Genomic DNA, 18,448 nt, shown 5'->3' on the forward strand with positions numbered 1-18,448 from the left:
CCGTCGCGCAGGGGAGACCCCCTTCGCGCCCGGGACTTGGGGGCGCCGGTTGCGACGTCCCGTCCGTTTTCGAGGGATTGATGCTCCGGTGAGTCAGATCGTCGTCAAACGCCCGCCGCGGTCCTTGCCGCCCGAAGTTCCTTCGGACGAGCTGAGACTGGAGGCTCCGCCGGAGCTTCCCCGCGGGCAGCAGGAGGGCATGCTGATGCAGCTCCTGCCGATGCTCGGCATGGGCTCGTCGGTCGTCTTCTTCTTCATGCCGGGTGCGGCGCCCTTCATGCGCATCATGGGTGTGTTGATGCTGGTGTCCACGGTGGGCATGGTCCTCTCCCAGCTGGTGCGCCACCGGCGCGGTACGCAGGGGCAAATGGCCGATGTGCGCCGGGACTACCTGAAATATCTTGCGCAGACCCGCCGTCAGGTCCGCAGGACCGCACGGGCGCAGCGTGACGCGCAGCTGTATCTGCACCCGGCGCCCGAGCAGTTGTGGTCGGTGGTGGCCGAGGGTTCGCGGCTGTGGGAGCGGCGCGTCGGCGACGAGGACTTCGGCCAGGCCCGGCTCGGGCTGGGCGCGCAGCGCCTCGCGACTGCGCTGGTGGCGCCGGACACGGCGCCCGTGGACGAGCTGGAGCCGCTGACGGCGGGCGCGATGCAGCGCTTCCTGAAGGTGCACTCCTCGCTGGACGGGCTACCGGTGGCGGTCTCGCTGCGGGCGTTCTACCACGTGACGGTGTCCGGCGAGCCGGAGTCGGCGCGCGGGGCGGCACGGGCGCTGGTGGCGCAGCTGACGACGCTGCACTCCCCCGAGGACCTGGTGGTGGCCGTGGTGGCCGCGCCCGGCGCGGCGCCCGCGTGGGACTGGACGAAGTGGCTGCCGCACACGCAGGTCCCCGGGCAGGTCGACGGGGCCGGTACGAAGCGGCTGTTCAGCGATGACCTGGCCGAGGTGGAGGCGCTGCTGGCGCCGCGCCTGGAGGGGCGGCCGCGGTTCAGCCGGGACGTGTCCCCGGTGCTGGACCAGCCGCACCTGGTCGTCGTACTGGACGCCAACTCCCGGGGCGGCCTGGTGCCGCCGGACTCGGCGTTGGCGGCGGCCGAGGGGCTGCAGGGCGTGACCATCGTCGAGGTGGTCGCGGGCGAGCTGGACGAGCCGCGCGGCGGGCTGTCGGTCGTCGTGCGGCCGGGCCGGCTGCGCCTGGAGTCGGGCGCGGGGATCGCGTACGAGGGCGTACCGGACACGCTGTCGCTGCCCGCGGCGGAGGCGCTCGCGCGGCAGCTGGCACCGCTGCGCACCGGTGGCGGGGACGACGACGAACCGCTGCTGGCCAACCTGGACTTCACGGATCTGCTGAACCTGGGCGACGCGGCCTCGATCGACGTGGCCCGTACCTGGCGTCCGCGCTCGGCCGGTGAGCGGCTGCGCGTGCCGATCGGTGTCGGCGAGGACGGCGCGCCGGTCATGCTGGACCTCAAGGAGGCCGCGCAGGAGGGCATGGGCCCGCACGGCCTGTGCGTGGGTGCGACCGGTTCCGGCAAGTCGGAGCTGCTGCGCACGCTGGTGCTGGGCCTGGCGGTCACGCACACCTCGGAGACGCTGAACTTCGTCCTCGCGGACTTCAAGGGCGGTGCGACCTTCACGGGCATGGGGCAGATGCCGCACGTGGCCGCGGTCATCACCAACCTGGCGGACGACCTCACGCTCGTGGACCGCATGGGCGACTCGATCCGCGGTGAGCTGCAGCGCCGGCAGGAGCTGCTGCGCTCGGCGGGCAACTACGCGAACATCCACGACTACGAGAAGGCGCGCGCGGCGGGTGCCCCGCTGGAGCCGCTGGCCTCTCTGGTGCTGGTCATCGACGAGTTCAGCGAGCTGCTGACCGCGAAGCCCGACTTCATCGACATGTTCATCCAGATCGGCCGCATCGGCCGCTCGCTGGGCGTGCACCTGCTGCTGGCCTCGCAGCGCCTGGAGGAGGGCAAGCTGCGCGGGCTGGACACGTACCTGTCGTACCGGATCGGTCTGCGGACCTTCTCGGCGGCGGAGTCGCGGACCGCGATCGGCGTCCCGGACGCGTACCACCTGCCGTCGGTGCCGGGTTCGGGCTACCTGAAGTTCGGTACGGACGAGATGACGCGGTTCAAGGCGGCGTACGTCTCGGGCACCTACCGCTCGGGCGGGGCGGACCTGTCGGTGGGCCTGTTCCCGGTGGAACGGCGTCCCGCGCTGTTCACGGCGACGCCGGTGCCGGTCGTGTACGCGGCGCCGGACCCCGCGTACCTGGCGGCGCAGTCGCAGCGGGAGGACGACGCGCTCGCGGACACGGTGCTGGACGTGATCGTGGCCCGGCTCGAGGGCCAGGGCGTGCCGGCGCACCAGGTGTGGCTGCCGCCGCTCGACCAGGCCCCGCCGCTGGACCAGCTGCTGCCGGCGCTGGCGCCTTCGGCGGAGCGGGGCCTGCACGCGGACGGGTACACGCGGCCCGGCGGGCTCGTCGTACCGCTGGGCCTCATCGACAAGCCGTTCGAGCAGCGCCGCGAGGTGCTGTACCGGGACTTCTCGGGTGCGGCGGGCCACATGATGGTGGTCGGCGGTCCGCAGTCGGGCAAGTCGACGCTGATGCGGACGCTGATCTCCTCGTTCGCGCTGACGCACACGCCGCGCGAGGTGCAGTTCTACGGGCTGGACTTCGGTGGCGGCAGCATGTCGTCGATCGCCGAGCTGCCGCACGTCGGCGGGATCGCCTCGCGCCTGGACCCGGAGCGGGTGCGGCGTACGGTCGCGGAGGTGGGCGGCATCCTCAACCGCCGCGAGGAGTTCTTCCGCTCGAACAACATCGACTCCATCGGAACGTACCGGCGGCGGCGCGCGGCGGGCGAGCTGCCCGGCGAGGCGTGGGGCGACGTGTTCCTCGTCATCGACGGCTGGGGCGGCTTCCGGACCGAGTACGAGGGCCTGGAGTCGGTGGTCACGGACATCGCCTCGCGCGGTCTGGGCTACGGCATCCACGTGGTGATCACGGCGGCGCGGTACATGGAGGTGCGCGCCGCGCTCAAGGACCAGATGCTGAACCGGCTGGAGCTGCGGCTCGGCGACGTCATGGACTCCGAGTTCGACCGCAAGGTCGCGGCGAACGTCCCGACGGGGATGCCGGGCCGCGGACAGGTCGCGGAGAAGCTGCACTTCCTCGGCGCGCTGCCGCGGATCGACGGCGCGCACGACCCGGAGGACCTGTCGGAGGCCACGGCCGCCTTCGTGTCGGTGGTGAAGCAGAACTGGGCGGGGGCCGCGGCTCCCGGCGTACGGCTGCTGCCGCGCCTGCTGCACGCCGACCAGCTGCCCCGGGGCGGGGACAACCCCGGCCGCGGGCTGGCCATCGGCATCGACGAGACGGACCTGGAGCCGGTGTTCGTCGACTTCGAGAGCGACCCGTTCTTCCTCGTGTTCGGCGAGAGCGAGTCCGGCAAGACGAACCTGCTGCGGCTGATCTGCCAGCAGATCGCGGAGCGGTACACCCCGGACCAGGCGCGCCTCGTCGTCGGCGACTACCGGCGCAGCCTGCTCGGTGCGCTGCCGGAGGAGCACCTGCTGGAGTACGCGCCGATGGCGAGCTCGCTGCAGACGCACATGGAGGCGCTGGGCGGGGTGTTCTCCCGGCGGCAGCCGCCGACCGACGTCACTCCGCAGCAGCTGCGCGACCGCAGCTGGTGGACGGGCCCGGACGTGTTCATCGTCATCGACGACTACGACCTGGTGGCCACCAGCCAGGGCAATCCGCTGGCCCCGCTGGTGGAGTACCTGCCGTTCGCCCGCGACACGGGCGTCCGCTTCATCATCGCGCGCAACTCGGCGGGCGCCTCGCGTTCGCTGTACGAGCCGTTCATGCAGCGATTCAAGGAGCTCGGCGCGCAGGGCGTGGTGCTGTCGGGCGACCCGTCCGAGGGCGACCTGATCGGCAACGTACGCCCCCGTCCGATGCCCCCGGGCCGCGCGTACTTCTCCTCGCGCAAGCGCGGCACGTCCCTGGTCCAGCTGGGCCGCCTGCCGGGAATGTAGGACCGCACGACGAGCGCCGACAAGGAGCGGGGCCCGGCCACCGGCCGGGCCCCGCTTTCTCGTGATCAACGGGAAACGCTCCCCCGGGGCCGCGCGGAGCGTCGATAATCGGTGGTGAAGACCGCGGTAGCACCGCACCGCCGAGGGAAAGGCCGCACATGGGCACTCAGCAGGAGAAGGACGAGCTGTACGCGCTCGACATCAGCGGCGTGGAGTGGGAGGGCCCGCCCGGGACCAGCCCCGACGAGGAGCGGGTCGAGATCGCCCGGCTGCCCGAGGGCGCCGTGGCCATGCGGTCCTCGCTCGACCGGGACACCGTCCTGCGCTACACGAAGGCAGAGTGGGAGGCCTTCGTGCTCGGGGCCAGGGACGGGGAGTTCGACCTCGACCGCGGACCGCGCTGAGGCCGCTGCCCCGGGGTACGACGACGGGGCGCGCCCGGTGCGGGCGCGCCCCGTATCCGCATGCGACTGCGGTCGACCTGGCTCAGTAGGCCTCGGTGAACAGGCGCGAGGCCTTCACGTCGGTGGCGCGGTAGTCGCCCTTGCCGCGCTCGATCAGCGTCGCGACCTGCTCGAGCTGCTTGTGCATGTGGTCGGCCTTGCCCTTGTACTTCCCCTGGAGGGTGATGTAGGCCTGGTGCGCCTCACCGTCCCAGGTGTCCGTGACGACCTTGAGGGCCTGGTCCATCTCCTCCAGGTCCGTCATGATCTTCTTGGAGACGATGCGGATGCGGTTCGCCATCTCCTGGACGCTCTCATACCGGACCTTGGTGTGCCCGCCGTCGGGACCGGACATGTTGTACTCCTTCACGCTGAGTTGAGTGGGAACGACGTGACGCCGTAAGACGTGGGCGGCAGGTCAGATGCCGTTGAGGCCCGAGCCGCCCTGGCCGGCGCCGGCCTGCACCGTCTTGAACGCCGCGCGCACGTCGTCGTCCTGCGCGTTGCTGAGGTTCTTGGTCTGCGCGACCGCGTTGTGCAGCACCCCGAGCAGACGACGGATCTCGTCGTGGTCCTCATTGACGACCGTCTGGGCGGAAACGAAGCCCGAGGCACCCACACCGGTCCAGCCGGCGCTCACCGTGGCGAGGATGTCGGCCAGCTCGCGGGACTGGGTGGTGACGGCACGGGCCGTCGTCTCGATCTTGTTCTTCGCCTGGACGATCGGATCGTCTGCGAGTCCGAAATTGCTCATCCGAAGCTCCTCACTTCTCAATTCGCCGGCAGAACCGGCGGATTGCGCGGCAGAGCGGGCGTTCCCGGCGCGGATTCGAGCCACGCGCCCTGGAACTCCCCCTCCGCCTCACGCGATCCCCCGATCACAGTCGTGAAGCCTGGTGTCACTCTAGCCAGTTCATCGGACGGTCCCAACACCGGTGGGCCGCTTCCGTTGATGAACTGTGACGGTTCACTGCAAACGACCCCGGCGCTTCCGGGCGTCCCGGACCACCGTCGCGGTGCCCGCGATGACCGCGATCAGCACGCCCCCGATCCCGAGAGCGTACGTGCCGAACCGCTCCTCGCGCTCCTGCGCCGTCTCGGACGTCCGCAGCGCCGCCACCTCCGGTGCGGCGGCCGGGGGCGGGCCGGGGTCCGGGACGGGGGCCTTGGGGCGGTCGTGGTCCTGGGTGACCGCGCGGACCGGGTCGACGACGCCCCATCCGACGTAGTCGTCACGGCCGTTGACCGAACGCTCGGCGGTCCCCTGGATCTGCCAGACGATCTCCTGCGGGGACCAGTCCTCGTGCTTCGCCCGCAGCAGGGCCGCGACTCCGGCGACGTAGGGCGCCGAGAAACTGGTGCCGTTGTCGATGCACTGTCCGAAGCCGGGGACGGTGGAGACCATGTCGACGCCGGGCGCGGCGACCCCGATGAAGTCGCCGGGCTGGGAGAACGCGGCCCGCTCGTTGTTGCGGTCCGAGGAGGCCACGGCGAGGACGCCGGGGAAGGCCGCCGGGTAGGTCCTGTGCTTCTCGCCGCTCATGCCGTCGTTGCCCGCCGAGGCCACGACCACGACCTTCGCGTCGATGGCGCGCTGGACGGCCTTGCCGAGCTCGGAGTCGGCGGTCAGGGGGGCGTCGGTGTCCTGGGAGATGTTGATGACCTGGGCGCCCTTGGACACCGCGTGGTCGATCGCCTGGCCCAGGGAGAGGGCGTTGCCCTTGCCCTGTCCGTCGTTCTGCCGGATCGGGATGATCGTCGAGTCGGGGGCCAGGCCGACGAAGCCGGTGCCTTCCTGCGGTCGGGCCGCGATCAGCCCGGCCACCTTGGTGCCGTGGCCCACCGTGTCGGTCGTGCCGTCGCCGCCCTTGGGGTCGATCAAGTCCTTGCCGGCGCCGACGTCGATGGCGCCGCTGAGCTGCGGGTTCGCACGGTCCACACCGGTGTCGATGACCGCGACGCGGACGGGCTTGCCGTTCTTGTCCTTGCCCTTGGTCTGCGCCCAGAGCGCGTCGAGCAGCAGCCGCTGCAGGGCCCAGGGGCGGTCGGCGATCTGCTTCTTCATGGGGAAGGTGCACTCGCCGGCGCCCGCGAGTTCCAGGGCCGGTGCGCGGACGGGTTCCGGGTACGGGGCGGCCGCCGCGGCGGCGGTGGCGGCACCGGCCGCGACGGTCGTGCCGGACAGGGCGGCCACGGCGAGCGCCCCGGTGACGAGTGCGCTGCGCGTGTACGAGGGCATGGGCATCGGCGGCGTCCTCACGAACCCTGCGGCTGGCGGGCGGAGTTGGTGTCCAGGCGCGGCCCCTTCGAGAGGAACTCGGACCAGGCGATGGGCACCATGGCCGGTGTGACCGTCCCGTAGCCGAGCCGGATCTGCGCCTGGCTGGCCTCGGGGCGGCCGTCCGCGCCGGCCTGGCCGTTCGGCTGGTCGGGGGCGCCGATCTTCGACTTCTCGGCGTCGCTGTCCCCGTTGGCCTGCACCGCGTACCGCAGTCCGGTGTCGGTGACCAGGAACAGGGCGCCGCCGGCGGTGGTCTGCTTGCCCTGGACCTGCGTATAGAGCAGTCCCGAGCCCGGCGTGACGTACGCGCTCGTGCCGCTGGCGGTGATGTCGATGGGGAATCCGGTGCCGGCCCAGGTGCTCAGCGTCTGGTTGCCCTGGCCGTCGACCGAGCGCAGCACGTTGCAGACGGTGTCGCGGGCGCCCGAGCCGGCGGCCTGGTTGATCCGGTCGGACTTCTTCTGCGGCCACTTGGCCTCGCCCTTGAACGCCGTGGCGTCCGGGTTGAGCGACTGGAGGTCGACCTCGCGGGGCTTTCCGTGCATGTTGAGGCCGTCGGTCGCGGGCGCCGAGATCAGCAGCCACGCCACGAAGTCGGAGACCGGCGCGACCTTCCCGGGCAGCACGACGTAGTGCTGCGCACCGGAGCCGGTCTGCGCCTTCAGCACCATCCCGACCTTGTTGTCGCCGGTGGTCAGGCCCTGTACGTCGGCCTTCGTGCCGGCCGCGACGGGCAGCTGCGGGAAGGCCAGGTCGTCCCCGGAGTTGAGGGTGGACAGCCACGTCTCGGTGACCTGCTGCGGGGTGGCGCCGGTGTTGCCGACCAGCGCGTTGGTCATCTTCCCGGCGTCCGCGCCTCCTTCGGGGAACTTGTACTTCGTCCCCGTCGCGTCGATCAGGTAGCGCTCCTTGGCCCCGCCGGTGCTCTGCACGTACAGCATCTGGCTGTCGGTGACCTTGCGGTCGTCGTCCATCAGCCCCGCCTCGCGGTCGGCGAGGACGAACGTCGCGGTCTGCACGGTCTTGCCGTTGCCGCCCGGCGCCTGGCAGACGGCCCAGCGCTTCGCCTTGCCGGCGTCCTGCGGGGCCGGCAGCCGGTCGGGCGCGTACGGGATGCCGATGATGGGCCCGCGCGGCGGCTTGCCCGCGTCCAGGATCTTGTCGTCGATCTGGATGACCTTGAACTTCTGCGGATCCAGGAGGAGTCGGGCGGAAGCCAGGTTGAGCACCGGGTGCAGCCGGGTCTGGTCCTTGCCGTTCACCTTGGTCGTGAGCACCACGTACCGGGTCGTCGACTGCTTGCCGACGATGACCTTGGTACCGGCCTCGTCCCAGCCCTTGGGCGCCTGCGGCTTGAACATTCCCCAGGCACCGAACGCGGCGAGTACGAGCGCCCCCGCCACCAGCCCGGGCAGAACCGCACGCAGCGGACGCGGCGCACCTTCCTCGGACCCGGTGGCGGAAGGCTGGAGGAACGCGGCCACCGTGCGCCGCTTCGCAAAGGTGTACGCGTTGAGTTCATCACGTCGTGATGCCATGACCGCCTGCTTCTCCCCGCACGGCCCGGTCGGTGAGTACGGTCCCCGGGCCTCGATTGTCGGACCGGGGACCTACTATGCCTCTTGACGGAGGGTGCCCAGGGGCCGGGTAGGGTGAGGCCGCCGCTCACTGTCTTCCGGGCCGCACGATTCAGGGGTCGTCGGGGTATTCAGGGCTTGTTGGGGTGGATTGGGGAGATCCGGGGTCCTGCGGCGGGCAGCGCCCGGCTCCGGCACTCACGGGGTACGGCCCCGGGAAGGGGAGGTGGGCGAGTGATGGCCACCGCGACGCAGCCGCAGACGGGTGCACCCGCACCCGCTCGCGGCGGGGTGACGCCGTATCCGAAGTCGAGCCCGGGCCGTTTCGGCCCGTTCCGATTGCAACAACTCGTACTGCTCCAGATCGCCGTGGCCGCCCTGCTGGTGGCCTGGGTCGTGGAGCCGATGCTGCTGATCCCGGCCGGTGTCCTGGCGCTCGTCCTCGTGGTGCTCGCCGTCGTACGCCGCCACCAGCGCTCCCTGCCGGAGTGGATCGGCGGCGCGCTCGCGCTGCGCTCCCGGCGGCGCCGGGCCGCGTCGTTCGCGGTTCCCGCGGGTACCGAGCCGGGGCTGGCCCCGCTCGTCGAGGCCGATCCGGCGCTGCGGACCCTCACGTTCAGCGACCGCGACCGGCGGCCCGTCGGGATGGTCGGTGACGGGACGTTCCTGACCGCCGTCGTCCAGGTGGACACGGACGCCACCGCGCTGCGGCCCGACCGCGGCGCCCGGCCGCTGCCGCTGGCCCTCGTACGGGACATCCTCGAAGTCGACGGCATCCGGCTGGAGTCCGCGCAGCTGGTGCTGCACACCCAGCCCGCGCCGGCCCCGCACCTGCCGGCCCAGTCGATGGCCACCCGCAACTACGCGCCCCTGCAGGCCGCCACGGGAACCCCGGCGGTGCGGCTGACGTGGATCGCGCTCAAGCTCGACCCGGAGCTGTGTCCCGAGGCGGTCACCGCGCGCGGTGGCGGGCTGGCGGGCGCGCAGCGCTGTGTGGTGCGGGCGGCCGACCAGTTGGCGAGCCGGCTGACCGGGGCCGGGTTCCGGGCCACCGTGCTCACCGAGCAGGAGCTGACGGCGGCACTGGCCACCTCCTCCTGCGCGAACCCGATGGCGATCACGCAGGCGGGGCGCTCGGCGAGCACCGGCCGGCGGACGGAGGAGACGGCGCGGATCTGGCGCTGCGACGACCGCCGGCACACCACTTACTGGATAGGCCGCTGGCCGCAGCTCGGCGGCAGCGGGGCGGCGTCCCTGCCGCAGTTCGTGGCGCTGCTGACCTCGCTGCCGGCGCTGGCGACGAACTTCAGCCTGACGATGGCTCCGGCGGAGCGCCAGGGCGTCACGCTGACCGGCCACGTACGGGTCACGGGGCGCAGCGACGAGGAACTCGTGGCGGCCCGCAGGGAACTGGAACGCACGGCCCGCGGTGTGCGCACCGGGCTGGTCCGGCTCGACCGTGAACAGGTACCGGGGCTGCTGGCTTCGCTGCCGCTGGGAGGGGCGCGATGAGGGGCGGGTTCGGGCTGATCGGCCCGCGCCGGGAACGGCATGCGGTCCCCGCGGCGGACCTGGACGCGCTGGCGCTGCCCGTCGGGGACGACGGGGTCGTCATCGGCGTGGACGCCGAGGGGCGCCCGGCGGTGCTCGGCATCAACCGGCCGACGCCGTACGAGGTGACGCTGATCGGCGGCCTGTGGACGGCGCAGGTGCTGGCGCTGCGCGCGGCGGCCACGGGGGCGCGGGTGGCGGTGGAGACCGGGCGCGGGCAGGTGTGGTCCGGGCTGGCCCAGGCCGCGGGCGGCGGCCAGCAGTGCGTGACGCTGCACGAGGTCGGCCGGGTGCCGCCGCAGGGCGCGTCGGCGGGCAGCCCGGTGCTGGTGATCCGGGACTGCGGGATGCGGCCGCCGCGCGGGCGCGTGGTGGCGGGGCCCTGGCAGTCGGTGCTGACCCTGCTGCCGTACCTGAGCCCGACGGCGCCGAGGCTGCTGCAGAACTCCTCGCTGGTGGGCGTCCAGCGGGTGTCCCCGGACGAGGCGGAGCAGCTCGGCCGCCTGATGAACCTGCCGCGGGCGGCGGTGGATTCCCTGCCGACGCTGGGCGACGGGGTCACCCTGTGGTGCACGCCGAAGGACCGCCAGTTCGTGATGACCCAGGGCACGGAACCGGAGACCGGCCTCCTGGGCCCCTCCCGCCGCATCGACTGACCACCCCGATGCCCAACCACCCCACCCCACGCAAGCCAACGGAGCCCAGCGGCCGGGCCCAGGCGGGACTGCCGAGCAGGGCGGAGCTCTCGGGCCGCGCCGACCGAGCCCCGCAAGCCGGGGCTGCCGGTCGGGCCGGACACGCAAGGCGGGCCGGGGCGGGCCGGGACTGGCCGTGCCGACCAAGCCACACAGGCCGGGGCGGGCCGGGACTGGCCGTGCCGACCAAGCCACACAGGCCGGGGCGGGCCGGGACTGGCCGTGCCGACCAAGCCACACAGGCCGGGCCAGTCCGGCCCGGACAGGCATTCCAACCGGACCGCGCGGGCCAGTCGGGTCGGCGGGCCGGAGGGGCGGGCCCGGACAGGCCAGGCGAGACGACCGGACCGCTCGTGCCAGTCAGGCCGCTCAGGTCGGGGCGGGCCGGTCGGGCCGGGAGCGGCCAGACTGGCCGGTCGGGCGACCGGCACGGTCCAGCCCTGGCGGCACCTCCAGCGCTGGCGATCGACGCGCGGGGTCCGGGGCGAAGCCCCCGGGCCTCCCCGGCACCACCCAGCCCCGCCGGCGTTTGAGGCGCGGGGTCCGGGTCAGAGCCCCGGGGTTCTTTCCAGCCCCGCCGGCGATTGAGGCGCGGTCCGGGCGGAGCCCCCGGGGCACGTCCCAGCGGGAGCTGGGGAGAAACGGAGAAAGGGCGGGGCGGGGAAAAGGCCCCGCGCAGCGGCAGCAGCACGCCACCCGGCGGGTGACGGTTGCTCAGGGAGCGCCCACCCTGTAGGCAGGACGGCAAGGACGACGGCAGGAAGCCGGCCCGCAAGGGCCCCCGCACCGCGGGACGTCCAACGGGGGCGGACACCGCTGTCGGCACGCGATTAGGCTGGGCGCGGGCGCGGCGTCGAGGTGGGCGCCGGACCAGTGTTCGACAGACCAGGAGGACCAGTGAGCGGCGATCGGAACGAGAGGCGCGGCGGGACTTGGGACGTCCCGACGGACGATCAGTCCGACGCGGAGCCCGAGGTGACGGGCGAGTTCACCATCGACTACACCCCGCCGGCCTGGTACACGCAGGGCGCGGCCCCGGCCACTGCGGTACCGGGCCTCCCCGAAGGCAGCGGCTTCGAACCCCACCGCCCGTCGGACGTGGCCTCGCCCTCGACGATGCGGATCGCCCCGCCGGCCCCGCGCACGCCGTCGGACGGAGCGGGCGTGCCCTCGCCGTTCCCGGCACCGGCCCCGCCGGCCCCGGCACCCTTCAGCGCGCCGGCCGACAACGCCACCCCGCCCGCGGTTTTCCCGCCCCCGGCACCCGCCGACACCACGGGCGCCCCCTCGGCGCACCCGGCACCCTTCAGTACCCCGGCCGAGTCCACCACCGGCGCACCCGCGGCTCTCCCGGCACCCGCCGAGGTACCGGCCCTGCCGGCACCGGCACCGGCACCCACCCCCGCCCCGGCGCCCTTCGGCACGCCCTCCGCCGAGGCCCCCGCCGAAGCGCCCGGGCCGTTCGTGAAGGCCTCCTTCGAGGGATCCGCCCCCGTCCAGCGGCACGACACCCCGCCCGACGGGACGGCCATCCCGTTCGCGAACCCCGAGCCCGCGGCTCCGGAGGTTCCCCGGGACGCCGCTCCCGCGCCGGTGGCCGACGCCTTCCCTGCGCCCTTCGCGCCCCCCGTACCGGAGGCTCCGGCGCCCGTCACCCCCGTGGATGCAGTTCACCCGCCCGTGGAAGCCCCCTTCGGGGGACCCGGAGGCGAACTGCCGGCGCTGCCGCCCGCGTTCCCCGCCACCACCGCGCCGCAGGACGGCTACGGCTTCCCGCCGGCCCCCGTCCCCGCCACCACCGCGCCGCAGGACGGCTACGGCTTCCCGCCCGCGCCCCAGAACGGGTACGGGTTCCCCCCGGCCCCCGGCCCGGCCACCACGGCGCCCCAGGACGGCTACGGCTTCCCGCCGGCCCCCGCACCGGCGCAGCACCAGCCGCAGCCGCCCGTGGACGCAGGCGACTACGCCTTCCCGCCCGCGCAGCCCGCTCCGGCCCCGGCCCCCGTACCCCCGCAGCACCAGCAGCCGCAGCCGCAGCCGCAGCCGCAGTCGCAGTCGCAGTACGACCCCCGTACCGGCGGCGCCCAGTGGCCCGCCGGGCCCCAGCCGGGCCCGCAGCCGCACGACCCCCGCTACCAGCCCGGCCCGGCCGGCGGCGGCGCTCCCCTCGGCTACACCGCCGCCGTCGAGCTGTCCTCCGACCGGCTGCTGCGCGGCAAGCAGAAGCCCAAGCCCCAGCGCGCCGGCTTCCGTTTCGGCGGCAAGGCCGCCGAGGCCGAGCGCCTGCGCAAGCTCGAGCTCATCCGCACGCCGGTCATGTCCTGCTACCGCATCGCCGTCATCAGCCTCAAGGGCGGCGTCGGCAAGACCACGACCACCACCGCCCTCGGCGCGACCCTCGCCACCGAGCGCCAGGACAAGATCCTGGCCATCGACGCGAACCCCGACGCCGGCACCCTCGGCCGCCGCGTCCGCCGCGAGACCGGGGCCACCATCCGGGACCTGGTCCAGGCGATCCCGTACCTGAACTCGTACATGGACATCCGGCGGTTCACCTCCCAGGCCCCCTCCGGCCTGGAGATCATCGCCAACGACGTGGACCCGGCCGTGTCGACGACGTTCAACGACGAGGACTACCGCCGTGTCATCGACACGCTCGGCCGCCAGTACCCGATCATCCTCACCGACTCGGGCACCGGCCTGCTCTACTCCGCCATGCGCGGCGTCCTGGACCTGGCCGATCAGCTGATCATCATCTCGACCCCGTCGGTGGACGGTGCCAGCAGCGCGAGCACGACGCTCGACTGGCTCTCCGCGCACGGGTACGCCGACCTGGTCTCCCGCTCCCTCACCGTCATCTCGGGGGTCCGCGAGACCAGCAAGATGATCAAGATCGAGGACATCGTGCAGCACTTCGAGACCCGCTGCCGCGGCGTCGTCGTGGTGCCGTTCGACGAACACCTCGCGGCCGGCGCCGAGGTCGACCTCGACCTGATGCGGCCGAAGACCCGGGAGGCGTACTTCAACCTCTCCGCGCTCGTGGCCGAGGACTTCGTCCGCGCCGCCCAGCAGGCCCCCCAGGGCCACTGGGGAGCACCTCAGCAGCCCCAACAGCCCCAACAGCAGCAGCAGCTCCACGCCCAGCCGCAGTCACCTCAGCAGCCGCAGCCGCAGGGCCAGCCGTACGGCCAGCCCCAGGGCCCGTCCCCGTACCAGCAGCCGCCGCAGCCGTACGCCCAGCCGTACCCGCAGCCCGGCCAGCCCTGGCAGCCGCAGCAGCAGCCCCAGAACCCGCAGCAGCCCCCGCGCGACCCGCGCCTCGGCTGACGACGGCAGCAGGAAGGGCCCGTACCTCCCAGGGGGTACGGGCCCTTCTCGTGCACGCCGGGCAGCCGCCCGCGGCTCAGCGCTCCGCGTCGTACGCCTCGGTCAGCGTCCGCGCCCGCTTCACGTCGTCGGCGATGGCCTCGAGCAGGCCGTCCAGCGATTCGAACTTCGCCATGCCGCGCACGTACGCGAGGAAGTCCACGGTCACGTGCAGGCCGTACAGGTCCAGGCCGATCCGGTCGATCGCGTACGCCTCCACGGTCCGCTCGGTGGCGTCGAACTGCAGGTTCGTGCCGACCGAGATCGCCGCCGGCATCCGCTCGCCGTTGGCCGTGAGCCAGCCCGCGTACACGCCGTCCGCCGGGATGGCGGTGTGCGGGGCGGTCTCGACGTTGGCCGTCGGGTAGCCGAGTTCGCGCCCGCGCTGGGCGCCGCGTACGACGACGCCCTCGACGCGGTGCGGCCGACCGAGGATCTCGGCCGCGCCCGCCATGTCGCCTTCTGCGACCAGCTTTCGAGCCAGCGTCGAGGAGAACGGGACGCCGCCGCCCGCCGCGCCGCGCTCGACCAGGTCCACGACGTCGACCTCGTAGTCGTACGTGCCGCCCAGCTCGCGGAGGAAGTCGACGTTTCCGGCGGCCCGGTGGCCGAAGCGGAAGTTCGGGCCCTCGATGACGGCCTGCGCGTGCAGCTTGTCGACGAGCACCTTCACGATGAAGTCGGCCGGGGAGAGCTGCGAGAACTCCGCCGTGAACGGCAGGATCAGCAGCGCGTCCACGCCCAGCCCGGCCATCAGTTCGGCACGGCGGTCGTACGGGGCCAGGATCGGCGGGTGGCTGCCGGGGCGCACGACCTCGCTCGGGTGCGGGCTGAAGGTGACGACGACGGACGGGACGCCGAGCGCGCGCGCCTTGGCCACGGCCCGCCCGATGATCAGCTGATGGCCCCGGTGCACACCGTCGTACGAGCCGATGGTGACGACGCTGCGTCCCCAGTCCTGGGGGATGTCCTCCAAGCCACGCCAGCGCTGCACTGTGACCGCTCCTCGCCCGAACCGTGTAGGCCCTGTCCTGGTTGCCGATTGCAGGTCTAAGACTGCCATGCCCGTGCCCGGGGCCCCGCATCGGCATCTGGCTGGGGGCGCTCTGTGTCACCTCGGCGGGGCGGAGCCCAGGCGCGCGGATGTAACGGTGGGGGCGGCTGCGGCCAAGTAAGGGGTAGAGGGGCTCGTACGGGTCCCGGACACCAGGGAGGGGGCCCGGTGAGCAGCACCGAGCAGGAGAGCGTGTCGGCGGGAATCGGACCGCCGGATCTGTCCACACCCGAAGGATTCGGGGCGTTCTACCAGCAGCACATAGACGCGGTCCTGGGTTTCGTCACGCGCCGCGTCGCCGACCCGCATCTGGCGGCTGACCTGACGGCCGACATCTTCCTCGCGGCGCTGAAGGCCGCTCCGGGCTACCGGCCCGACCGGGGCGTCCCGGTCGCCTGGCTGTACGGCATCGCACGGCATGTCCTGGCGGGCCATGCCCGCGGCCGTGCCCGCGAGCGCGGCGCACTGGAGCGGCTCAGCGGCCGTCGGCTGCTCGACGACGAGGACGTCGCCGCGCTGGAGGAGCGGATCGACGCCCAGCGGGCGTTCCGGGTACTGGCCGAGAGACATGCCGCCCTCTCCGAGCCGCTTCGAGCCGTCCTCGACCTGATCGTCGTGGACGGGCTCAGCCCGGCCGAGGCCGCGCAGGCCCTCGGCGTCACCCAGGCCACCGTCCGGGTCCGCCTGCACCGCGCCCGGCGCATTTTGCGGACCGCGTCCGCACCTTCCGAACACCCCGTCCCGGCACACCAGTTGGAGGCAGCACGATGAACAGCAGGCCCACCCGGTTCGAGGAGCGCCTCAAGGAGGAGCTCCTGGCGATCGCCGCCGACCGGAGCAGGATCGAGGAGCAGGTCGACTTCGCCGTCCGCTCCCCCGCCCGCCGGTTCCGGATGCCGCTCGCCCTCGGCGTGGCAGCGGCCGCGGCCGCCGGCCTCCTGGTCGCCCTGCCGGTCGTCGGCGACGACGGGGGCAGCGCCCCCGCGTACGCCCTGACGATGAGCAGCGACGGCACCATCACGGTCAAGCTGTTCAATCCCGAGGGGCTGCCCGGCCTGGAGCGCGAGCTCCGCGCGCTGGGGGTCAGCATCACGAGGGTCCCCGTGAAGCCGGCGGGCGAGTGCTCCGAATGGCCGCCCGGCGGTTTCGACGAGGCGAACGGACTCCTCACGAGCGAGGGGGACGGACCCCTGTTGAAGATCAACTCAACGACGCTTCCGGCGGGGCACACCCTCGTCTTCACGATGTACGAGAAGGGCCCCTGGCGAGGTTCCTTCGGCTCGCTGCGCACCTCGCTGGTGCCGTCCTGCATCCCCGACAACTTCAGCCTGGGCGTCGACGAGCTCCCGAAGAACCCCACGGGGACCCACTCGCCCGTCTCGCCCTCCGGTCGCCCCAACGAGGACCTGCCGAGCGAGGCGCTCGTCAAGCTGGGCGGGGCGACCAAGAGATAGGCAGGGGCACGAGGCCGGCCTCGGCGAAGCAGGAGTGCCGGCGGGAGCCCGCGCGGCGGAAAGCGCCCCCTTGTACTCCCTCAGTCACTCCGCGCGCCTGCTCGGACGGGTGCATACGGGGGCGAGGCTGGATAGACACCTACCCGAGGGGGGTCGTGGAGCGGTGAGCAGCAGGCGATGTGCGCTCACCGCTCCACGTCAAAGCGGAGCGGATCAGACGAAGACGGCCAGCGACTTCGCCTTGCCGCCCTTGCTCTCCACGAGCCCGAGCAGCTGACCCTCCGGCCCGTAGACCGCCACCGTCTTGCCGGCGGGGTACGCGTCCGGCATCTCGATGCGCACGCCGTTGGCGAGCAGCGAGGCACGCCGGGCGTCCAGGTCCCAGCGCGGGAAGGCCGCGGCCGCCGCCTCGCCGATCGGCATGACGGTCAGCTCCTCCTGGAGCTGGTCCAGCGTCCGCGCCCGGTCGATCTTGTACGGGCCCACCCGGGTGCGCCGCAGCGCGGTGAGGTGCCCGCCGACGCCGAGGTCGGCGCCCAGGTCACGGGCGAGGGCGCGGATGTACGTACCGCTGGAGCACACCACGGAGACGACGAGGTCGACGACCTTGGTGCCGTCCTCGGCCTCTGCGTCCCGCATGTCGTACACCTGGAACGAGGAGATGGTCACCGGCCGGGCCGGGATCTCGAAGTCCTCGCCGTCGCGCGCACGCTTGTAGGAGCGCACGCCCTTGATCTTGATGGCGCTGACCTTCGACGGGACCTGCATGATCTCGCCGGACAGCTTGGCGATGCCCTTGTCCACGGCCTCGCGGGTCACCGCGGAGGCGTCCGTGGAGGAGGTGATCTCACCCTCCGCGTCGTCCGTCAGGGTGTTTTGACCGAGGCGGATCGTCCCGAGGTATTCCTTCTCGGTGAGCGCGAGGTGGCCGAGGAGCTTGGTGGCCTTCTCGACGCCCAGGACGAGGACGCCCGTCGCCATCGGGTCGAGCGTGCCGGCGTGGCCGACGCGGCGGGTCTTGGCGATCCCGCGCATCTTGGCGACCACGTCGTGCGAAGTGAAGCCGGACGGCTTGTCGACGATGACAAGGCCGTCCGGAGTCTTCCCTGCGTTGGTGCTCATTCCGCGGCTGCGTCCTCGTCGTCGTCCTCACCGGGCTTCTTGTACGGGTCGGCGTCGCCGGCGTACTGCGCGCCGGAGGAGACCTCTCGCACCTGGGCGTCGGAGGCGCGCGCCTTGTTGAGGAGGTCCTCGATGGTCTTGGCGTTCTCCGGGAGCGCGTCCGCGACGAAGGTCAGGGTGGGCGTGAACTTGGTGCCCGCCGCCCGGCCGACCGCGGAGCGCAGTACGCCCTTGGCGCTTTCGAGACCCGCTGCCGCGCTGGCGCGGTCCTCGTCGTCACCGTAGACCGTGTAGAAGACCGTGGCCTCCCGCAGATCGCCGGTGACCCGGGTGTCCGTGATGGTCACGTGCGTACCGAGGCGGGGGTCCTTGACACCACGCTGCAGCTTCTCGGCCACCACCTCCCGGATGAGGTCCGCCAGCTTCTTTGCCCGCGCATTGTCGGCCACTGGTCCGTCTCCTTCTTTGTCTTGCTATCAGTCTTCATCACCGTGCAGCCGCCGTCGTACCGACAGCAGCTCCACTTCCGGACGTGCCGCGACCAGCCGCTCGCAGCGGTCCAGTACATCCGAGAGGAACCTCGCGTCCCCGCTGACCAGAGCGACCCCGATACGGGCCCTGCGGTGCAGATCCTGGTCGCCCACCTCTGCCGCGCTCACGGCGAACTTGCGTTGGAGCTCGGCCACGATGGGCCGGACTACGGAGCGTTTCTCCTTCAGCGAGTGGACGTCGCCGAGGAGCAGGTCGAAGGACAGAGTCCCCACGTACATTCAGTTCCGGATATCCCGCCGGTGCGGGTTCGGTGGCCTGCCGGCCGTCGCGCGGCAGGGTCACCAGAACCGTACACGCAA

15 protein-coding genes are annotated in these 18,448 nt (G+C 72.6%); 7 read left to right on the forward strand and 8 right to left on the reverse strand.

Annotated features, from left to right (window positions below; genetic code table 11):
- The first annotated feature begins 88 nt into the window (after nt 1–88).
- Nucleotides 89–4,054 (forward strand): type VII secretion protein EccCa, encoded by a 3,966-nt coding sequence (gene eccCa / locus OG299_RS12085; RefSeq protein ID WP_266636218.1) that lies wholly within the window; start codon nt 89–91, stop codon nt 4,052–4,054.
- Between the two features lie 158 nt (nt 4,055–4,212).
- The gene (locus OG299_RS12090) at nt 4,213–4,458 is read left to right on the forward strand and encodes a DUF397 domain-containing protein (protein WP_266636220.1); all 246 of its coding nucleotides are present in this window, start codon (nt 4,213–4,215) and stop codon (nt 4,456–4,458) included.
- Between the two features lie 82 nt (nt 4,459–4,540).
- On the opposite strand, the gene OG299_RS12095 is transcribed toward OG299_RS12090, so the two are convergent.
- The 4 genes from OG299_RS12095 to eccB all read right to left on the reverse strand — a co-directional run bounded on the left by OG299_RS12095 (nt 4,541) and on the right by eccB (nt 8,316).
- Nucleotides 4,541–4,852, reverse strand: a complete 312-nt coding sequence (locus tag OG299_RS12095; RefSeq protein ID WP_266636222.1) for a WXG100 family type VII secretion target — start codon at nt 4,850–4,852, stop codon at nt 4,541–4,543.
- A gap of 63 nt (nt 4,853–4,915) precedes the next feature.
- The gene (locus tag OG299_RS12100; protein ID WP_030859748.1) at nt 4,916–5,251 is read right to left on the reverse strand and encodes a WXG100 family type VII secretion target; all 336 of its coding nucleotides are present in this window, start codon (nt 5,249–5,251) and stop codon (nt 4,916–4,918) included.
- Nucleotides 5,252–5,464: 213 nt separating this feature from the next.
- The gene (gene mycP / locus OG299_RS12105; protein WP_389873047.1) at nt 5,465–6,742 is read right to left on the reverse strand and encodes a type VII secretion-associated serine protease mycosin; all 1,278 of its coding nucleotides are present in this window, start codon (nt 6,740–6,742) and stop codon (nt 5,465–5,467) included.
- Nucleotides 6,743–6,753: 11 nt separating this feature from the next.
- A complete protein-coding gene (gene eccB, locus OG299_RS12110) occupies nt 6,754–8,316 on the reverse strand; it encodes a type VII secretion protein EccB (protein WP_266636224.1) in 1,563 nt (520 codons plus the stop codon).
- A gap of 276 nt (nt 8,317–8,592) precedes the next feature.
- On the opposite strand from eccB, the gene eccE reads away from it, so the two are divergent.
- The 3 genes from eccE (at nt 8,593) to OG299_RS12125 (ending at nt 13,928) form a co-directional block, all read left to right on the forward strand.
- Nucleotides 8,593–9,867, forward strand: a complete 1,275-nt coding sequence (gene eccE, locus OG299_RS12115) for a type VII secretion protein EccE (protein ID WP_327361498.1) — start codon at nt 8,593–8,595, stop codon at nt 9,865–9,867.
- The gene (locus OG299_RS12120; protein WP_327361499.1) at nt 9,864–10,562 is read left to right on the forward strand and encodes a hypothetical protein; all 699 of its coding nucleotides are present in this window, start codon (nt 9,864–9,866) and stop codon (nt 10,560–10,562) included. Before eccE ends, OG299_RS12120 begins: the two co-directional genes overlap by 4 nt.
- A 936-nt stretch (nt 10,563–11,498) precedes the next feature.
- Nucleotides 11,499–13,928, forward strand: a complete 2,430-nt coding sequence (locus OG299_RS12125) for an SCO5717 family growth-regulating ATPase (protein WP_327361500.1) — start codon at nt 11,499–11,501, stop codon at nt 13,926–13,928.
- A 76-nt stretch (nt 13,929–14,004) separates the two neighbouring features.
- Here the strand turns inward: OG299_RS12125 and OG299_RS12130 are convergent, their stop codons facing one another.
- On the reverse strand, nt 14,005–14,961 hold the full coding sequence (locus OG299_RS12130) for a bifunctional riboflavin kinase/FAD synthetase (RefSeq protein ID WP_266636231.1): 957 nt from the start codon (nt 14,959–14,961) through the stop codon (nt 14,005–14,007).
- 228 nt (nt 14,962–15,189) lie between these two features.
- On the opposite strand from OG299_RS12130, the gene OG299_RS12135 reads away from it, so the two are divergent.
- Together OG299_RS12135 and OG299_RS12140 are read left to right on the forward strand one after the other, a co-directional pair.
- Nucleotides 15,190–15,792, forward strand: coding sequence for an RNA polymerase sigma factor (locus tag OG299_RS12135; RefSeq protein ID WP_266636233.1), 603 nt, complete (start codon nt 15,190–15,192; stop codon nt 15,790–15,792).
- Entirely contained in the window at nt 15,789–16,475 is a 687-nt protein-coding gene (locus OG299_RS12140) for a hypothetical protein (RefSeq protein ID WP_266636234.1), read from the forward strand. Before OG299_RS12135 ends, OG299_RS12140 begins: the two co-directional genes overlap by 4 nt.
- A gap of 213 nt (nt 16,476–16,688) precedes the next feature.
- Here the strand turns inward: OG299_RS12140 and truB are convergent, their stop codons facing one another.
- The 3 genes from truB to OG299_RS12155 are packed head-to-tail and all read right to left on the reverse strand — an operon-like array spanning nt 16,689 to nt 18,367.
- The gene (gene truB / locus OG299_RS12145) at nt 16,689–17,597 is read right to left on the reverse strand and encodes a tRNA pseudouridine(55) synthase TruB (RefSeq protein WP_266636236.1); all 909 of its coding nucleotides are present in this window, start codon (nt 17,595–17,597) and stop codon (nt 16,689–16,691) included.
- The gene (gene rbfA, locus OG299_RS12150) at nt 17,594–18,046 is read right to left on the reverse strand and encodes a 30S ribosome-binding factor RbfA (RefSeq protein ID WP_266636238.1); all 453 of its coding nucleotides are present in this window, start codon (nt 18,044–18,046) and stop codon (nt 17,594–17,596) included. Before rbfA ends, truB begins: the two co-directional genes overlap by 4 nt.
- A 27-nt stretch (nt 18,047–18,073) precedes the next feature.
- Nucleotides 18,074–18,367: a DUF503 domain-containing protein gene (locus OG299_RS12155; RefSeq protein WP_266636240.1), complete on the reverse strand. Its 294-nt coding sequence runs from the start codon at nt 18,365–18,367 to the stop codon at nt 18,074–18,076.
- Between the last annotated feature and the right edge of the window lie 81 nt (nt 18,368–18,448).

It is taken from the genome of Streptomyces sp. NBC_01296 (assembly GCF_035984415.1).
GTDB lineage: Bacteria > Actinomycetota > Actinomycetes > Streptomycetales > Streptomycetaceae > Streptomyces.

Coding starts and splice junctions, on each gene's coding strand:
- OG299_RS12090 (WP_266636220.1), top strand. CDS start 4,213: ATGGGCACTCAGCAGGAGAAGGACGAGCTGTACGCGCTCGACATCAGC.
- OG299_RS12095 (WP_266636222.1), bottom strand. CDS start 4,852: ATGTCCGGTCCCGACGGCGGGCACACCAAGGTCCGGTATGAGAGCGTC.
- OG299_RS12100 (WP_030859748.1), bottom strand. CDS start 5,251: ATGAGCAATTTCGGACTCGCAGACGATCCGATCGTCCAGGCGAAGAAC.
- mycP (WP_389873047.1), bottom strand. CDS start 6,742: ATGCCCATGCCCTCGTACACGCGCAGCGCACTCGTCACCGGGGCGCTC.
- eccB (WP_266636224.1), bottom strand. CDS start 8,316: ATGGCATCACGACGTGATGAACTCAACGCGTACACCTTTGCGAAGCGG.
- eccE (WP_327361498.1), top strand. CDS start 8,593: ATGGCCACCGCGACGCAGCCGCAGACGGGTGCACCCGCACCCGCTCGC.
- OG299_RS12120 (WP_327361499.1), top strand. CDS start 9,864: ATGAGGGGCGGGTTCGGGCTGATCGGCCCGCGCCGGGAACGGCATGCG.
- OG299_RS12140 (WP_266636234.1), top strand. CDS start 15,789: ATGAACAGCAGGCCCACCCGGTTCGAGGAGCGCCTCAAGGAGGAGCTC.
- truB (WP_266636236.1), bottom strand. CDS start 17,597: ATGAGCACCAACGCAGGGAAGACTCCGGACGGCCTTGTCATCGTCGAC.
- OG299_RS12155 (WP_266636240.1), bottom strand. CDS start 18,367: ATGTACGTGGGGACTCTGTCCTTCGACCTGCTCCTCGGCGACGTCCAC.